The sequence below is a fragment of the Amycolatopsis lexingtonensis genome, from assembly GCF_014873755.1.
Lineage (GTDB): Bacteria > Actinomycetota > Actinomycetes > Mycobacteriales > Pseudonocardiaceae > Amycolatopsis > Amycolatopsis lexingtonensis.
In genome coordinates this window covers 8433874-8450638 of record NZ_JADBEG010000001.1, presented here as the reverse complement: position 1 = coordinate 8450638, position 16765 = coordinate 8433874, and the positions used below count along the sequence as shown (strand labels likewise).

Below are 16765 nucleotides of genomic sequence, written 5' to 3'. Positions count from 1 at the left end.
TCTACCGGAGACCTCACCCATTCCCGGCCACCGACACGCTCAACGGCGCCGACTCCAGCTCAACCTGCCCGAAACGACTTCGATACAGGCCCTAGGGCATTGCCAGCGGCAGCCGCACCTCGAACCGGCACCCCGGCCCGTGGTTGTGGACGCCGATCTTCCCGCGGTGCGCCTCGACCAGCCCCTTGGCGATGGCCAGCCCCAGCCCACCACCACTGGTCGTCCCGCCGCGTTCCGGTGTCCTCGCCTGCGTCCCGCGGAAGGCGACGTCGAAAACGCGGGTGATCTCGTCGTCCGGGATACCGCCGCACGAGTCGTCGACGGCGAGCAGGGCTTCGTCGCCGTCGACGCCGATCTGCACCGCGACCGTCCCGTCGGGCGGGGTGTGCCGGATGGCGTTGGAGACCAGGTTCCGCACGATCCGGGCCAGTTCCGGGTCGCTCCCGGACACCACCGGCCAGGTCGACGCGTTGGCGAGCACCCGCACGCGCTTGCGCTCGGCCACCGGGGCCTGTGCGGCGACCGCGTCGCTGACGACGTCCTGCAACGGCACCGCGGACATGGTGAGTTCCAGAGCGCCGGCCGTGATCCGCGAGAGCTCGAACAGGTCGCCGACCATCGCGGACAGGCGGGTGGTCTCGCCGGTGATCCGCTGGGCGTAGTCGGCGACCTCGTCGCGTTCGGACACCACGCCGTCGGCCAGCGCCTCGGCCATCGCCTGGATGCCGGCCAGCGGGCTGCGCAGGTCGTGGCTGATCCAGGCGACCAGCTCGCGGCGGGACGCCTCGGCCGCGCGTTCGCGTTCGCGCGCCTCCCGCTCCCACACGCTGCGGCGCGCGATGGCCCGGCCGAAGACGATCGCCGCGGGCACGGTGATCAGGCCGACGAGCAGGCAGACCAGCAGCATCGTGGTCAGCGCCGGGGTGAACATGAACCCGCTGATCCCGAGCACGCCGACCAGCGTGGCGACCACCGGGATCAGCACCAGCACGGTCAGCGTGGTGGCCAGGGAGCCGCGGCGCAGCACGTAGAGCACCACTCCGCCCAGTGCGGCCACCGGGAGCGCGAAGAGCAGCGCGACCGGCAGGATGTGCCAGAGGTGGGTGACGATCTCGTCGAAGGACTCACCGGGTTCGATCACGGCTGCTCCCGGTCGTAGCGGTAGCCGACACCCCACACGGTCGCCACCCGGGCCGGCTTGGCCGGGTCGCGCTCGATCTTTTCGCGCAACCGTCGCACGTGGACGGTCACCGTGGACTGGTCGCCGAAGTCCCAGCCCCACACCTTCTCGAGCAGGTCCGCGCGCGAGAAGGCGACGCCGGGATGGGCGAGGAAGAACGCGAGCAGGTCGAACTCCCGCGTGGTGAGCGGCAGTTCGCGGCCGCCGAGCGTCGCGGTGCGCGCGTTCATCTGCAGGCGGAGGTCGCCGTCCGCCAGCACCGCCGCGGCCGGTTGCGGGCGCGGCATCCGCGCGCGGCGCAGCACGGAGGCGACGCGGAGCGCGAGTTCCTTGGGGCTGAACGGTTTCGTCACGTAGTCGTCGGCGCCGAGCTGGAGCCCGGCGATCCGGTTCTCCTCCTCGCCGAGCGCGGTGAGCATGACGATCGGCACCTGGCTGACCTGGCGCAGCCGCTTGCACACCTCGAGGCCGTTGATGCCCGGCATCATGACGTCGAGGACGACGAGGTCGGGCTCGTGGGCGGCGAACTTGGCCAGCCCGTCCGCGCCGTCGCCGGCCTGGTCGACGGTGAACCCGGCCACCTCCAGGTAGCGGCGGACGACGTCGCGGACCGTCTCGTCGTCGTCGACCACGAGCACGCGCCCGGCCTGATCGTTCATCACGTCTCCCTCACCAGCCGGTCAGCAGCAGGTGGTTGACCGCCAGCGCCGTCGCCGCCTGCGCGGCCAGCCACCACCGGCGTCCGGGCCGCGGCAGCAACGCCGTCAGCGGCAGCAACCACACCCCGAACGGTAGCCAGATCCGTTCGGTCTCGGCTTTCGACAGGCCCGAGACGTCGGCGAAGAGGATGGTGAGCAGCGCGGCGGCGCCGAGGAGCAGCACCGGATCGGACAGCAGGCCGCGTCCCGCTCCGGCGACGCCCCGGCGGAGGGCGGCCACCACCGCGGGGCCGAGGGCGACGGTCACCGCCGCCAGGTCCGCCCACACCCAGTACGAATAGGGCCGGACCAGCGCGACGCCCTGGTAGTAGCGCTCGACGACCAGGTGGTAGCCGTCGAGCCACCAGAAGCCCGCCCAGGCGAATAGGCCGACGACCACCAGCGCCGCGACGATCGCCAGTGCGGCCGCCCGCCATTGCCGGCCGAGGACGGCCACGGCCACCGCGAGCAGGCCGAGCAGCACCAGGCCGTAGGAGAGGAAGATGCCGAAGCCGAGCAGGAACCCGGCGGCCACACCGGCCGGGACGGCGTACCGGCGCCCGTCGGTGAACCCGCGCGCGGACAACGCGAGCAGCGCCAGCCCGGTGGCGGTCACCCCGGCGAACAAGCCGTCCGCGGACACCCCGATCCACACCGCGCCGGGGGTGAGGACGGCGAACGGCAGCACCGTCCGGGCGGCCTCGGCCCGGCCGAGCAGCGCGACCGTGGCGGGCACGGCGACCGCGACCAGGCTCCCGGCGAGCACGACGGCCGTGGCCGCCCACGCGCCGCCGTGCAGGCCGAGCCGGTCCAGCCAGACGAAGACGAGCGTCGCGCCCGGCGGGTGCCCGGAGACGTGCGTCGTCCACGAATTCGGCTGGAAGTCGAGGATGCGGGAGGAGAACTCGCGCAGCATCCGCGGGATGTCGGTGATTCCGGGGACTTCGTGGAGGTATTCCTGCGGAATGGTGAGGTGCCCGGCGAACCCGCGCGACCAGCCGTCGACCATGGTCAGCGAGAAGATCCAGGCCAGCGAGGCCAGGTAGCCGGCGGCGAGTGCGCGGCGCCACGGCAGGCGGGCGGCCAGCGCCGGGCCGTGCAGCACGACCGCGACGGCGACGAGCACGGCGAACACCGAGCCCGGGCCGACGTGCGGCAGCCAGTCGGCGAACAGCGGCGGCGAGGAAACGAAGATGACCACGCCGGAACCCGGCCGGTTGTAGTACAAGCCGACCGCGGTGGCCGCGGCGACGAGCACCACCGCCGCCGCGACGGCGAGGAGGTCGGCGCTGCGCCCGGTGACCGGGGTTTCGAGTTCGCGGGCAGGCGGCTTCGCGAGCCGGGCTGCCGATTTCGGCTCGCTCATCGCTGTCCACCATAAGTCCCCGGGCGGCGTCCCGCGCCCCGGCCGGAGCGGCCGTAACGACCCGGTAAGAACCTCGTCACTCGTCATGATTCAGTAAGACTCACAAGGGTTTTCCCCGGTCCATCCCGGACTTACGGTCGGCGCCGTGACTGACTCAGGAGTGGACGTCGTCCTCCCTTGCCTCGACGAAGCCGGCGCGCTGCCCGGCGTACTGGCCGGCTTGCCCCCGGGCTACCGCGCGATCGTGGTCGACAACGGTTCCGCCGACGGCTCGCCCGAAGTGGCGGCCTCGCTCGGCGCGAAGGTCGTCCACGAACCGCGTCGCGGCTACGGCGCGGCCGTGCACGCCGGCCTGGAAGCCGCCACCGCGGACATCGTGTGCTTCGCCGACGCCGACGGGTCCCTCGAGCTCGCCGACCTGCCGCGGCTGGTGACCGCGGTCGAGGACGGTGCCGACCTCGCCGTCGGGCGCCGGGTGCCGACCGGCCCCGGCGTGTGGCCCTGGCACGCGAGGGCGGGCAACGTCGTGCTGGCGCTGCTGTTGCGCACCCGGGGGCTGCCGGTGCGCGACATCGCGCCCCTGCGCGCCGCGGACCGGCGGGCCCTGCTCGGCCTCGGCGTCACCGACCGGGCGTTCGGCTACCCGCTCGAACTGCTGATCAAGGCCCAGCGCGCCGGCTGGCGGGTCCGCGAGTTCGACGTCCGCTACGGCGAGCGCGCCAAGGGCACCAAGTCGAAGGTGTCCGGTTCGGTGCGGGGCACGCTGCGCGCGGCCCGCGACTTCGGGCGGGTGCTGGCCCGATGACGTCGTCGTTCGTCCTGCTGGTCGTGGCCAAGGCGCCGGTGCCGGGCCTCGCCAAGACCCGGCTCTGCCCGCCGGCAACGCCCGCGCAATCGGCGGAGATCGCCGCGGCGGCGCTGCTCGACACGCTCGACGCGGTGTGCGCGGTGCCCGGCGCCGCACCCGTCGTCGCGCTGACCGGCGACCTCAGCGCCGCGGCCAGGGCCTCCGAGATCAGCCGAGCACTGCGGCGCACGACCGTCGTCCCGCAGCGGGGCCGGGACTTCGGCGCCCGGCTGGCCAACGCCCACGCCGACGCCGCCGCGGTGCACGCGGGCTTGCCCGTCCTGCAGATCGGCATGGACACCCCGCAGGTCACCCCGGAGTCCCTCGCCGCGGCCGCCGCGCCGGTGCGGCACGGCGGGCACGACTCGGTGCTCGGCCCGGCCGCGGACGGTGGCTGGTGGGCGCTGGGCCTGGCCGAGCCGCGGCACGCGCGAGTTCTCGCGAGCGTCCCGATGTCCCGGGACGACACCGGCGAGCGCACGCTGCGCGCGCTCGGCGGGTGCGGGCTGCGACCGGCGACGGCCGCCCGGCTGTCCGATGTGGACACCATGGCGGACGCCCTCGAAGTCGCGGCGGCGTGTCCGGACGGCCGGTTCGCCCGCGCCGTCGCGGCCGTCGGCGGGCAGGTGGTCGCGTCATGACGACTCTCGCCGGCCACGAGTTCGACCTCGGCCTGCTCGGCCACCGCTGCTGGCTCGAGCTGGCGAGCGGCGAGCGGATCGAGCTTCCGGTCGAACGCTGGACCGAGCCCTCCGCAGGCGACGACGTCCTGCTCGACGCCTGCTCCGGCCCGACCATCGACATCGGCTGCGGTCCGGGCCGGCTCACCGCGGCACTGGCCGGCCGCGGAGTCGTCGCACTGGGCGTGGACAGCTCCCGCACGGCGGTCGGCCTGACCCGCCGCCGCGGCGGAAACGCGTTGCACCGCAACGTGTTCGACCGGCTGCCGGGCGAAGGCCGCTGGCGGCACGCCCTGCTCGCCGACGGCAACATCGGCATCGGCGGCGACCCGGCGACGCTGCTGCGGCGCACGGCGCGGCTGATCGCACCGGACGGCGACGTCCTCGTCGAAGTGGAGCCACCCGGCCACGGCCTGCGCCACGAGCGCGTCCGGCTGCGCCCGGGCCACGCCGACGTCGCGTGGTTCACCTGGGCCTGGGTCGGCGTCGACGCGATCGCCGAAGTGGCCGTACGCGCCGGCCTGCGCGTCGACTGGACCACTCGCCACGGCCACCGCTGGTTCGCGCGATTGGAGCACCGGTGAAACTGCCGATCCCGAAGGAAGAACAGTTCCAGGCGCCGGCTCACGACGAGCGCGTGACGTCGAAGATCGGCCTGGCGCTCGCGATCACGTTCACGACGTGCTTCGTGACGGGCCTGCTCAGCCACCTGATCCAGCACCCGCCGGGGTGGTTCTGGTGGCCCAGCCGCCCGGTCGGACTCTACCGCGTCACCCAGGGCCTGCACGTGATCTCCGGCGTGGCGTCGATCCCGTTGCTGCTGGCGAAACTGTGGAGCGTCTACCCGAAGCTGTTCGGCAGGCCGCTCGTCCGTTCACTGCCGCACGCCCTGGAGCGCTTGTCGATCCTGGTGCTCTCGGGCGCCGCGTTCTTCGAGCTGAGCACCGGCCTGCTGAACGTGGCGCAGAACTACCCGTGGGGCTTCTACTTCCCGCAGGTGCACTACGCGGTCGCGTGGCTGGCGATCGGTTCGATCCTGGTGCACGTGGCGGTGAAGCTGCCGATCATCCGCCGTGCACTGAGCCGGACCGCCCCCGAGGACGAGCCACCGCCCGCAGGCCTCTCCCGGCGGGGTTTCCTCCTCACCACCGGCCTGGCGACCGGCACCGCGGTCGTCGCCACGGCGGGCGCGACGGTCCCGTTGCTGCGCGGCGTTTCCGGCTTGTCCTGGAAGACGAGCAAGGGCACCCAGAACCTCCCGGTGAACCGCACTGCGGCGGCCGCGGGCATCACGTGGTCCCCGTCCTGGCGCCTCTCGGTGGTAACCCCGCAAGGCACAACGAAATTCTCCCTGGACGAGCTGCGCGCGCTACCCCAGACGACGGCGGAACTCCCGATCGCGTGCGTGGAGGGCTGGAGCCAATCGGCCACCTGGCGCGGCATCTCCCTGCCCACCCTCCTGAAAGCCACCGGCGCACCACCCGGCACCGCGATCCGAGTGTCCTCAATGGAGCGTTCCGGGCTCTACGGCGTCAGCACCCTCCCCGGCGAGCACACGTCGGACGAGCTGACCCTGCTGGCCCTGGAACTGAACGGCGAAGTCCTCGACATCGACCACGGCTTCCCGTGCCGCATCATCGCCCCGAACCGCCCCGGCGTGCTGCAGACGAAGTGGGTCACGAAGCTGGAGGCGCTGTGAAAACCGCCCGTGCACTCCTCGCTCTGCCGGGCCTTGCGGCGTTGGCGTGGGGTGTGGTGCTGTTCGCCGAGTACGCGCTTCCCGTGCATCCGGACGTGATCGCGACGGCCACCTGGATAGTCGGCGGCCCGGTCGTCAACGACGGCGTGATCGCGCCCCTGACCGCGGTGCTCGGCATCGTGCTGAGCCGGATCGTGCCGAGCCCGTGGAAAGCCCCGGTGGTGGCGGGCACGGTGATCACCGGCGTGCTGGCGATCGTGGCGTTCCCCCTGCTCTGGCGCCCCTACGGCACCCCACCGATGCCCGGCCTCCACGACGGCGCCCCAGGGCTGGGCCTGGCCCTCACGGTGGCCGCGGTCTGGCTCGTGGTCATCGTGACCGGCTTGACGGTCCGCATCGCCCGCACGAGATCACGTGCTGCACTCCCAGCCAAGGCCGCCACGCCGGAACCATCTCCAAGCCCGGCCGCGCCTCCCCACACTCCGGCCGACCGTCCCGGCACGCCGCCTGCCCCTCCCGGCAAGTGACCGCCCCCATAAATGCGGCCACGCGCGACCGGCATCGGATGCCTGGGTCGCGCGTGGCCTTGTGGGTCCGGCCCCGGATTCGGGAGTCGAGCCGAAGCTGGTCTCGGCCGCACCCAGGCGGCCGAGCGTCTGGAACGGATCAGTTGGGCTGGACGGGCTGCCCGCCGAGCGTGACCTCGACCGTGCGGCCGCCGGCCAGGGTGAAGGTCGCCTTCTCGTCCGGGGCGCGGGTGCGCACCGCCGCGACCAGCGTGTCGGCCGAGTCGATCGTGCGGTCGTCGATCTTCGTGACGACGTCGCCCTCCTTGAGGCCGGCCTTCTCCGCCGGACTGCCCGCGGTGATCGCGCCGAGCTGGGCGCCGCCCTGCGGGGCGTCCTTGACCTGGGCGCCGATGTACGTCTGGATCGCCTGGCCGGTCTTGATGATCGTGTCCGCGGTGCGGCGGGCCTGGTCGATCGGGATCGCGAAGCCGATACCGACGTTCCCGCCCTCGGACGCGCCCTGGCCCTGGCCGCCCTGGCCGGACTGCGGGCTGTAGATCGCGGAGTTGATCCCGATGACCTGGCCGGCCATGTTCGCCAGCGGGCCACCCGAGTTGCCGGGGTTGATCGCCGCGTCGGTCTGGACGGCGTCCATCACCGTCGTCTGGTCGCCGCTGCTGCCGCCCGCGCGCACCGGCCGGTGCAGCGAGCTGACGATGCCCGAGGTGACCGTGCCGGCCAGCTCGAACGGCGAGCCGATGGCGACGACCGACTGGCCGACCCGCAGGTCGTCGGAGCGGCCGAGCTCCACCGGCGTCAGGTTGCTCACGCCGTTGACCTTGACGACCGCGATGTCGGTCGTCGGGTCGCGGCCGACGACCTTGGCGGCCGCCTTCCGGCCGTCCTGGAACACGGCCTGGATCTGGCCGCCGTTCGCGGCGACCTCGACGACGTGGTTGTTGGTCAGGATGTAGCCGTCGGTGCTGATGACGAACCCGGAGCCCTCGCCGGCCCCCTGCTGCCCGCTGACCTGCAGCTCGACGACGCTCGGCGACAGCTTCTGCGCCACGGCCTCGACCGAGCCGGCGGGCGCGTTGCCCGTCTGCTGGGCCGGCTTCGGCGCGTCGAGCGCGTTGCTGCCTGGGCCGGACGAGCCGCCGGTGAGGTACCCGACCGCACCGCCCGCGATGCCGCCGACCAGCAGCGCGACCAGCGCGACACCGGCGAGCAGCTTCCCGCCGGACCGCTTCGGCTGCGGCGGGGCGGGCGTGCCGTAAGCAGCGGTCCCGGGCGGCCCGTACGGGTTCGCCGGCGGGTAGACGCTCTGCTGGGTCTGGCCGGACGGCGGCTGCGCGCCCTGGGCGGACCAGGGGTTCGTGTGCTGCGCTCCGTAGGACGGATCGGCCCCGGTCACCGCGTGGTAGGACGGCTCGGAGTACTGCGGCGCACCGCCGGACTCGGGCTTGGCCTGCTCACCGTACGGATTCCCCGCCCAACCGCCTTGAGCAGCCTGCTGGCCGGTCTCGGGCTGCCGCGGCGCCGCGGGGTCGTGCGTGGTGGGGTCGTTCTCGGTCATGTCATCACCTTGCGGGACGGTCCTGAGAGGTTCCTGAGCCGAACCTGTGCATCGGAGATGAGTATGCCGGGATCAGCCCGCCGCGCGGAGCCGTTCCGCGATCTGCTCGGGCGTGGCGTCGTTGATCCAGACCGCCATGCCCGATTCGGACCCCGCCAGGTACTTCAATTTGTCCTTCGCGCGCAGCACGGAGAAAAGTTCCAGGTGGAGCCAGCCGAGCTCGCGGTCCTGGCGCACCGGCGCCTGGTGCCACGCCGCGATGTAGGGCAACGGCCGGTCGTACAGCGCGTCGCAGCGGCGCAGCACGTCCAGGTAGACGTCGGCGAAGTCGTCGCGCTCGGCGTCGGTCAGCTCGGGGATGTCCGCGACCTGCCGGTGCGGCACCACGTGCACCTCGACCGGCCAGCGCGCGGCCGGCGGCACGTACGCCGTCCAGTGCTCGCCGGAGGCCACCACGCGCGCCCCGGACTTCTGCTCGGCGGCCAGCACGTCGCCGAGCACCGGGCGCCCGTGCTCAGCCTGGTAGGCGCGGGCGACGTCGATCATGCGCGCGGTTTTCGGCGTGACGAACGGGTAGCCGTAGATCTGCCCGTGCGGGTGCGAAAGCGTGACGCCGATTTCCTCGCCGCGGTTCTCGAACGGGAAGACCTGTTCGACACCAGGCACTTCCGACAACGCGGTCGTGCGGTCGGCCCAGGCGTCCACCACGGCCCGCACCTGCTTCGGGCTCAGCTGCGCGAAAGAACCGTCGTGGTCGCTGGTGAAGCAGACGACCTCGCAGCGCCCGCGGCCGGGCGCCACCGGCACCAGCCCGAGACCATCCACAGTGGACGGTTCGCCGACGACGTCTTCGGCGAAGGACGGGAAGCGGTTCTCGAAGACGACGACGTCGTAGTCGCTTTCGGGGATCTCGCTCGGCTTGCCCGGCTTCGACGGGCACAGCGGGCACAGGTCGGCCGGCGGCTTGTAGGTCCGCGTCTGCCGGTGCGCGGCCATCGCCACCCATTCCCCGGTTAGCGGGTCACGCCGGATCTCCGACGCGGCCGAAACCGGCGGCAGGTCACGGGTGTCCTCGGCGACGCGGTCGGGCGCGCCGGGCTGGTCGAAGTAGATGATCTCCCGGCCGTCGGCCAGGTGTCGTACGGTGCGCTTCACGCTTCTTGGGCCTCGTCCGTCTCCGCCGTTTCGGCGATCATGAGTTCTCCCGCCCGTTCGGCGAGCCTTTCCTTGGCCTCGTCCGGGATCCCGTCATCGGTGACGACGACGTCGGCCTCGTCCAGGTCCGCGATCGTCGAGATCCCGACGGTGCCCCACTTGGTGTGGTCGGCGAGCACGACCAGCTTGCGCCCGGCCTCGACCAGCGCGCGGTCGGTCTCGCTCTCGGTGAGGTTCGGCGTCGTGAACCCCGGCCCGTCCGCCATCCCGTGCACGCCGAGGAAGACGACGTCGAGGTGCAGCGACCGCAGGCTGTGCACGGCGACCGGCCCGACCAGCGCGTCCGACGGCGTGCGCACCCCGCCGGTCAGCACGACCGTGCGATCGGGCTGCGTCGAGCCGCGGAGCACGTCGGCGACCTGGATCGAGTTGGTCACGATGGTGAGCCCGGGGATGGCGTCGAGCGCCCGCGCCAGCGTCCACGTGGTGGTGCCGGCGGAGATGCCGATCGCGGTGCCGGGCCGGACGAGTGTCGCGGCGAGCTCGGCGATGGCTTCCTTCTGCGCGCGCTGGCGCACGGACTTGGCCTCGAACCCGGGTTCGTCGGTGCTCTTGCCGACGATCGAGGTGGCGCCGCCGTAGACCTTCTCGACCAGCCCGCGCCCGGCGAGCACGTCGAGGTCGCGGCGGACCGTCATGTCGGACACACCCAGCCTGGTCACGAGGTCACTGACCCGGACCGCGCCGGTCCGGCGTGCCTCTTCCAGGATCACCGCCTGTCGCTGACGCGCCAGCACCGCTCAACTCCGTCCCGTCCGGCCTCAACCACACAAAATCCTACACGATTCAACACAGGATCTGGTGATGAGCCTCGGGTGAACTTCGGAGCCGCTGGTCAGCCGGGCGCCCCCGGCAGCCGAATCGTCATCAACGCGCCGCCTTCCGGAGCCTGCGACGCGTACACCGCGCCGCCGTGGCGCTCCGCCGCGTGCTTCACGATCGCCAGCCCGAGGCCCGAGCCGGGCAGCGTCCGCGCCTCCGACGAGCGGTAGAAGCGGTCGAACACCTTGGGCAGGTCCTCTTCGGCGATGCCCGGTCCGGCGTCGGCCACCTCGACGACCGCCGTGCCGTCGCCGAGCGGGTACAGCCGCACCCAGACCGTCGACTCCGGCGGCGAGAACTTCACCGCGTTGTCGAGCAGGTTCAGCACCGCGCGCTCGATCGAGCTGTTGTCACCGGTGAGCACCCACGGCTGCAGCGAGACGTCGAAGTTGATCTCGCCCGCGCGCCGCCGCGCCCGGTCGAGCGCGCGCTCGACGACGTCCAGCAGCTCGACGCGCTCGAAGCGCTCACGCGGCTCGTCCTGGCGCGCGAGCTCGACGAGGTCGCCGATGAGCTGCGTCAGCTCGTCGAGCTGGCCGCTGATGTCGGCGACGATGTCGATCCGGTCGGCGTCCGGAAGCGGCGGCGCGCCCGGCTTGCTGGCGGCGAGCAGCAGCTCGAGGTTGGTGCGCAGCGACGTCAGCGGCGTTCGCAGCTCGTGGCCGGCGTCCGCGACCAGCTGGCGCTGGCGCTCCTGCGAGTCCGCCACCGTGCCGAGCATGGTGTTGAAGCTCGTGGTGAGGCGCGCGAGCTCGTCGTCCCCGCTGACCGGGATCGGCCGCAGGTCGCCGGTCTTGGCGACGCGCTCGGCGGCCGACGTCAGCCGCTCGACCGGGCGCAGGCCCGTCCGCGCGACCGCGGTGCCCGCCGCGGCCGCGACCAGGATGCCGGCGCCGCCGATGAGGAACAGCACGAGCGCGAGCTCGTTCAGCGTGCGCTTGGTCGGCCCCATCGACTGGGCGAGCACGATGGCCTCGCCGTGCCCGGTCGGCAGCGCGACCACCCGGCTGTCGGTGCGGAAGTCCGTCCGCATCGATTGGGGCGAGTCGCCGTTCGCGACGGCCAGCTCGTCCTGGCCGAACGGCGGCGCCGAGCTCGACAGCGGGTACGTCATCACGGCGTGCGCGACGTCGGGCGCGGCGCTGAGCTGCCCGATCTGCAGGTCGGCGCTCGCGAGGAACGCACCGGGGACCTGCCGCAGCTCGGTCTGCACCTGCGGCGAGTCGGCGGCGGCCTGCGCGCGGGCCATCAGGCTGTCGTCGAGCTGCTGGTAGAGGTTGCTGCGGACGACCATGTACGCGCCGATCGACACCAGCGCGACGGCACCGGCGACACAGGCGGCGGCCAGCAGCGTCACCCGGCCGCGCAGGGAGAACCGGCGCGTCCCCCAGCGCGTGCCCCGGGGATCGCCGGGCTCGGTCACGGCGGGGTTTCCCTCAGGACGTACCCCACCCCCCGCACCGTGTGGATCAGCCTCGGCTCCCCCTCGGCTTCCGTCTTGCGGCGCAAGTAGCCGACGTAGACCTCCAGCGCGTTGCCCGACGTCGGGAAGTCGTAACCCCATACTTCCTCCAGGATCCGGCCACGCGTGAGGACGTGCTTCGGGTAGGAAAGGAACAGTTCCAGCAGGGCGAACTCGGTCCGCGTCAGGCTGATCTCGCGGCCGCCGCGGCGCACCTCCCGGGTGCCGGGGTCGAGGGTCAGGTCCGCGAAGGACAGCATCTCCGAGGCCTGCCCGGCCTGGGCGTCCGGCGACGCGCGGCGCAGCAGCGCCCGCAGCCGGGCCAGCAGCTCTTCCAGCGCGAACGGCTTCGGCAGGTAGTCGTCGGCGCCGGCGTCCAAGCCGGACACCCGGTCGGAGACGGTGTCGCGCGCGGTCAGCACGAGGATCGGCAGGTCGTCGCCGGTGCTGCGGAGCCGACGGGCCACCTCGAGCCCGTCCAGCCGCGGCATCATGACGTCGAGGACCATCGCGTCCGGCCGGTCGGCGATGATCGCCTCCAGCGCCTGCGCACCGTCGCTGGCCAGCTCGACCTGGTAGCCGTTGAACTCCAGGGACCGCCGAAGCGACTCACGGACGGCGCGGTCGTCGTCCACCACAAGGATGCGCATGGCGATAGTTTTACTCAGCGTGCTGAGACCCGCCTAAGAACACACACAGAACTAACAAAGAGATTTCCTCACTCCGGAGCTCGCGCGACCGGCGCGTTCCAGTGCCGCCAAAGCGCGATCATCCGCACGGCGACCACGGCAGCGGCCGAAACGACGGTGACCGGTCCGGCCGGCAGTCGCAGAGCGTGACCGACGGCGACGAGCACCGACCCGGCCAGCGCGGCCACGGCGTAGATCTCCTTCCGCAGGACGAGCGGTATTTCCCGGAGCAGCAGATCGCGAACGGCACCCCCGCCGATCCCGGTGGTCATCCCGATCAGGCACGCGGCGTACACGGTCGCGCCGGCGTCGATCGCGATGGTCGTCCCGGCGGTGGCGAAGACCCCGAGCCCGAGCGCGTCGGCCAGGAGGACGCCCCGCCGCAACCGCGCGACCTGCGGGTGGAAGGCGAAGACGACGAGCGCGGTCCCGGCGCAGACGGCGAGGTAGGGCCAGTTCCGCAACGTCGTCGGCGGGTGGATGCCGAGCAGCACGTCCCGGATGACCCCACCCCCGAGCGCGGTGGTGAGCCCGACCACGACGACCCCGAAGACGTCGAGCCGCGCCCGCACGGCGGCGAGCGCCCCGGACGCGGCGAAGGCGACGAGCCCGACGAACTCAAGCGCCGTGAGCAGCATCTACTGGTCGAGCAGCCCACCGCGGTAGGCCAGCAGCGCGGCCTGCACCCGGTTCGCGGCCCCGATCTTCGAGAGCACGGCGGAGACATACCCCTTGACGGTGGCTTCGGAGAGGTGGAGCCGTCCCCCGATCTCGGCGTTGGAAAGCCCTTGCCCGATAAGCGCGACGACCTCACGCTCGCGTTCGGACAGCGAGGCGAGCAGCTTCCGAGCCGGCTGAGCAGCGCGTTGTTCGTCCCGATGGGACTGAACCATCCGCGCGGCCACCCCGGGATCCAGGACAGCCCCACCCCGGCTCAGATCCCGGACGGCACGCAGCAACGCGGCGGGGTCGATGTCCTTCAGGAGGAAGCCGTTGGCCCCGAGCCTCAGCGCGAGGCTGACGTACTCGTCGATGTCGAAAGTGGTCAGCATGGCCACGGTAGGGGGATCGGGCAGCGCGAGGATGGCCCTCAAGGCCCGGATCCCGTCGTCAGGAGCGCGCATCTTGATGTCGAGCAGGGCAACGTCCGGGTGGTACCGCCGCGCGACCTCGACCGCGGATCTGCCATCGGAGGCTTCGCCCACGATCTCGATGTCCTGGGCCCCGGACATCATCGCGCGCAACCCCGAGCGCACCAGTTCCTCGTCGTCGGCGAACATGAGCTTGATCAACGAAGCCCTCCGCAACAGCCAGTAGGAGGCGGCTCCCCGCGTCCCGTTAACGAAGGTTACCTACTGTTGTTCAGCAGTTCGAAACCAGACACGACCAGGTGACCGACTGGTCCGTCCAGGTCAGGTGCGGTTGGCCGTCCGGCGAGGTATACCAGCTTGGCTCGGGCGCCAGGAGAACCACTCACCTGGGTGACGACGTAGGTCGGGCCGCCCGCCGGGATCACCGACGACGTGCCTCGTCTCGTTGCCACCAATCGATGGCCCGGTGTCGATCAACAGCCTCTCCGACCCTCTCGACCAACTCGGCGAGCCGCGCCTCGTGGTAGGCGGCGACCTTCTCCCGAGCTGCCCGCCGCTCGCTCTTCGTGCCCATGCCGGGCACGCTACCGGGATCGTTCGGGCCCACCGGAAAGCCCGGCTCACCTGCGGCGCTTCTTGCTCTTTCCGTTGGTACCGCGCGACCGCGTTAAACCACCCAGCGGATGCACGGTGCGGACCGGCCGAACCTGCTCGAACACCTCGGCCAGTTCGGCGAGCCCCACGTGATCCGAGTGGCCCGAACCGAGGATCGCTTCCGCCAGGTGCGCGCGTTCGCCGTCGGGCACCTCGATCAGCGTCGCAGCCGTCGCTTCCGGTCCGGCCGTCTCCAGGAGGACGAGGAACTGCTCGGCCATACCGAGCAGGGCCTCGCGTTCAGCGAGGCCTTCGAGAGCCAGCTCACCACGCTCCACCAGCAGTTGTGTCGCGATCGGCCCCAAGGCTGGATCGGTGCGCAGGTCGTGCAGCACCGCGTCACCGTCCGGAAGGGAGCCGGTGAGAATCTCGAGCATGACGGACGCCCGCGTGCGGAACGGACACTCGCGGACCGCGTCCAGCAGCAACGGCAGTCCCGCATCCCGACCACCGTGCGCGGCAAGCCACCCGGTGATCTCCGCCGCGGCCTCGTCTTCGCTGTAGTGCTCCGCGACCACGCCAAGCATTGCCGCGGGAGTTGCGGCGGCGAGTTCACCCACCAGGGGCGCGAACCGGCCTTCCCGCAGCAGCTGGGCTCGGACGGCGCGGGTGGCCAGTGGTGTGAGAGTGACCAGTTCGACCGACGGTGCCTCGAGCGCAACCCTCAAGCGGTCCTGGATGTCCGGCGGGAGCTCGGGGTTCTCCGGCACCAGATCCATGCTGAACATCGGGTCTGGCGGTCCCTCGGTCAGCTCGACAGCGCCGAACTCGGCCAGCTTCGTCAGCAGCCGGCGAAATTCCCTCGCGAGCCCGTCCCGCCAGAGCGGCTCCATCGACGGTTCGAGATCGAGGTAGTAGCCCTCGGTACAGGCCAGCCATACGGTTTCGGCAAGCCGGACCACGGGAATCGGCTCCGGCATGCCGTAGATCGTGTTGAACACGTCCGGCAGCACGATGTCGAGGTTCTCGTCGAGCAACAAGGCGTAGCCCGGGGCCCAACCGCTGTCCTTGACCAGCAGGCCCGGTTCGGGGACCGCGTCGAACGCGGCTGTCCACAAGGCGAGCGCGTCCTTGACCAGCGGCGCCGCCTTCGCCACGCGCACCAGCTTGCCCTTGATCACCCGCACGAGCCGCGCGCGTTTGGCCAGTTCGAACAGGATGACGAGGTTGGGCAGGTCGGCGCTGCTGCGCACGGTCTGGACCTCGCCGCCGAGGTCCCGTTCGAAGTCGTCGCCGGTGTCCAGCAGCGACACGAGCTCACGGGCGTCGGCGAGCTTGAGGTCGCCGGTCCCGGTCAGCGCCCGCCCGTCACCCACCCACTCGACGAACTTCCGGAGCTTGATCACCAGCGAAGAGCGCTCCGCTGCGGCTTTGAGCTCCGAGTCCGGCGGCAGCGAGACCGGCAGTTGGGGAAGCGCCCGCCCGGTCTGCTCGCTCGCGTGCCGGGCGGCGATTTCCGCGAGGAGTTCGGCGTCGTAGGCGTGCTTCCCTTCGCGCACCTCGGCGAGGAAGGCGTTCAAAGCGTCCGAGTCCTCAGCGTCGACACCGTTCCGGAGGGCGGTCATGACCCAGTACTTGCCGACACCGAAGTTGCGTTCATCGGCCATCGCGGCCGGAAACTCGGCGGCCGCCTTGGCAACTGCCCCCTCAAGCGCCGCCGGTGGCTCGCTCATGGGATCTTCCAGCCCGGCCTCGTGCAGGTAGCGGAGGAAGAGCTGCAGCGTTTCGGGCACGAGAACGGCGTCGTCAGCGGTGGCCGAGAGCGTGCGCGGCACGTACGTCAGCAGGAAGTCCCTGACCAGCTCGCCGGTCCAGTAGGCAAGCCGCCCGTCGATCGAGGTGTGCCGGAACTGGAGCGCGGAGATCACGGCGTAGGGGTCGATCTCCCGGCCCTGCGCTTCTGCCCAGGCAGCGAAGCGCCGGACCAGGAGGTCCTGCCCGGCTTCGTAGCCTTCGTAGTCGTCCTGGTCGTAGTAGGTTCGCACTCCGGATCCCATCTCGTCGCTTACCGACAAGGTAGTGACGGAAGCCATACCGGGAGCTGCGGGGCGGCGGCTCGACTGGCCACGCGTCTCACCACGGCTGGCGTTCGCCCGCCTACGGGCCTTGCTGACCTCTTACCGCATGTCGGGTAGGCTGCCCAAGGTACGCAAGCCCTCGTAGCTCAGGGGATAGAGCACCGCTCTCCTAAAGCGGGTGTCGCAGGTTCGAATCCTGCCGGGGGCACTTGACGGACGGGCGCGCGCCGGTCACGACACCGCAGACAGTCGAACACAC

The 16765-nt window shown here is 71.7% G+C and carries 17 protein-coding genes and 1 tRNA gene; 6 read left to right on the top strand and 12 right to left on the bottom strand.

Going from position 1 to position 16765, the window contains the following annotated elements; translation table 11 throughout:
• Positions 1-91: 91 nt before the first annotated feature.
• The 3 genes from H4696_RS39340 to H4696_RS39330 are packed head-to-tail and all read right to left on the bottom strand — an operon-like array spanning position 92 to position 3244.
• Positions 92-1141 carry a sensor histidine kinase gene (locus H4696_RS39340; RefSeq protein ID WP_086862078.1) on the bottom strand — a complete coding sequence of 350 codons (1050 nt, stop codon included), beginning with the start codon at positions 1139-1141 and terminating at the stop codon, positions 92-94.
• Entirely contained in the window at positions 1138-1839 is a 702-nt protein-coding gene (locus tag H4696_RS39335; RefSeq protein ID WP_086862077.1) for a response regulator transcription factor, read from the bottom strand. Before H4696_RS39335 ends, H4696_RS39340 begins: the two co-directional genes overlap by 4 nt.
• Before the next feature lie 10 nt (positions 1840-1849).
• Entirely contained in the window at positions 1850-3244 is a 1395-nt protein-coding gene (locus tag H4696_RS39330; RefSeq protein WP_086862076.1) for a hypothetical protein, read from the bottom strand.
• A gap of 160 nt (positions 3245-3404) precedes the next feature.
• On the opposite strand from H4696_RS39330, the gene H4696_RS39325 reads away from it, so the two are divergent.
• The 5 genes from H4696_RS39325 to H4696_RS39305 are packed head-to-tail and all read left to right on the top strand — an operon-like array spanning position 3405 to position 6997.
• The gene (locus H4696_RS39325; protein ID WP_086862075.1) at positions 3405-4049 is read left to right on the top strand and encodes a glycosyltransferase family 2 protein; all 645 of its coding nucleotides are present in this window, start codon (positions 3405-3407) and stop codon (positions 4047-4049) included.
• Positions 4046-4732: a TIGR04282 family arsenosugar biosynthesis glycosyltransferase gene (locus tag H4696_RS39320; RefSeq protein ID WP_086862074.1), complete on the top strand. Its 687-nt coding sequence runs from the start codon at positions 4046-4048 to the stop codon at positions 4730-4732. The genes H4696_RS39325 and H4696_RS39320 overlap by 4 nt, the downstream gene beginning before the upstream one ends.
• Positions 4729-5355, top strand: a complete 627-nt coding sequence (locus H4696_RS39315) for a methyltransferase domain-containing protein (protein ID WP_086862073.1) — start codon at positions 4729-4731, stop codon at positions 5353-5355. The genes H4696_RS39320 and H4696_RS39315 overlap by 4 nt, the downstream gene beginning before the upstream one ends.
• On the top strand, positions 5352-6470 hold the full coding sequence (locus H4696_RS39310) for a molybdopterin-dependent oxidoreductase (protein WP_086862072.1): 1119 nt from the start codon (positions 5352-5354) through the stop codon (positions 6468-6470). Before H4696_RS39315 ends, H4696_RS39310 begins: the two co-directional genes overlap by 4 nt.
• The gene (locus H4696_RS39305) at positions 6467-6997 is read left to right on the top strand and encodes a hypothetical protein (protein ID WP_086862071.1); all 531 of its coding nucleotides are present in this window, start codon (positions 6467-6469) and stop codon (positions 6995-6997) included. The genes H4696_RS39310 and H4696_RS39305 overlap by 4 nt, the downstream gene beginning before the upstream one ends.
• 139 nt (positions 6998-7136) lie before the next feature.
• Here the strand turns inward: H4696_RS39305 and H4696_RS39300 are convergent, their stop codons facing one another.
• The 9 genes from H4696_RS39300 to H4696_RS39260 all read right to left on the bottom strand — a co-directional run bounded on the left by H4696_RS39300 (position 7137) and on the right by H4696_RS39260 (position 16473).
• Positions 7137-8555, bottom strand: coding sequence for a S1C family serine protease (locus H4696_RS39300; RefSeq protein WP_086862070.1), 1419 nt, complete (start codon positions 8553-8555; stop codon positions 7137-7139).
• Positions 8556-8627: 72 nt separating this feature from the next.
• Complete coding sequence (galT, locus tag H4696_RS39295) at positions 8628-9710, bottom strand: galactose-1-phosphate uridylyltransferase (RefSeq protein ID WP_086862069.1); 1083 nt, start codon at positions 9708-9710, stop codon at positions 8628-8630.
• Positions 9707-10507: a DeoR/GlpR family DNA-binding transcription regulator gene (locus tag H4696_RS39290; RefSeq protein WP_086862068.1), complete on the bottom strand. Its 801-nt coding sequence runs from the start codon at positions 10505-10507 to the stop codon at positions 9707-9709. Before H4696_RS39290 ends, galT begins: the two co-directional genes overlap by 4 nt.
• A 98-nt stretch (positions 10508-10605) precedes the next feature.
• Positions 10606-12015 carry a sensor histidine kinase gene (locus tag H4696_RS39285; protein WP_086862067.1) on the bottom strand — a complete coding sequence of 470 codons (1410 nt, stop codon included), beginning with the start codon at positions 12013-12015 and terminating at the stop codon, positions 10606-10608.
• Positions 12012-12704, bottom strand: coding sequence for a response regulator transcription factor (locus H4696_RS39280; protein ID WP_192782782.1), 693 nt, complete (start codon positions 12702-12704; stop codon positions 12012-12014). The genes H4696_RS39285 and H4696_RS39280 overlap by 4 nt, the downstream gene beginning before the upstream one ends.
• Positions 12705-12772: 68 nt before the next feature.
• A complete protein-coding gene (locus H4696_RS39275) occupies positions 12773-13381 on the bottom strand; it encodes a trimeric intracellular cation channel family protein (RefSeq protein ID WP_086857059.1) in 609 nt (202 codons plus the stop codon).
• On the bottom strand, positions 13382-14035 hold the full coding sequence (locus tag H4696_RS39270) for a response regulator (RefSeq protein WP_013230063.1): 654 nt from the start codon (positions 14033-14035) through the stop codon (positions 13382-13384). It lies immediately after the preceding gene.
• Between the two features lie 220 nt (positions 14036-14255).
• A complete protein-coding gene (locus H4696_RS39265) occupies positions 14256-14408 on the bottom strand; it encodes a hypothetical protein (RefSeq protein WP_192782781.1) in 153 nt (50 codons plus the stop codon).
• 46 nt (positions 14409-14454) lie between these two features.
• Positions 14455-16473 (bottom strand): hypothetical protein, encoded by a 2019-nt coding sequence (locus H4696_RS39260; RefSeq protein ID WP_086857058.1) that lies wholly within the window; start codon positions 16471-16473, stop codon positions 14455-14457.
• Positions 16474-16641: 168 nt separating this feature from the next.
• On the opposite strand from H4696_RS39260, the gene H4696_RS39255 reads away from it, so the two are divergent.
• Positions 16642-16714, top strand: a tRNA-Arg gene (locus H4696_RS39255).
• Positions 16715-16765: the final 51 nt, after the last annotated feature.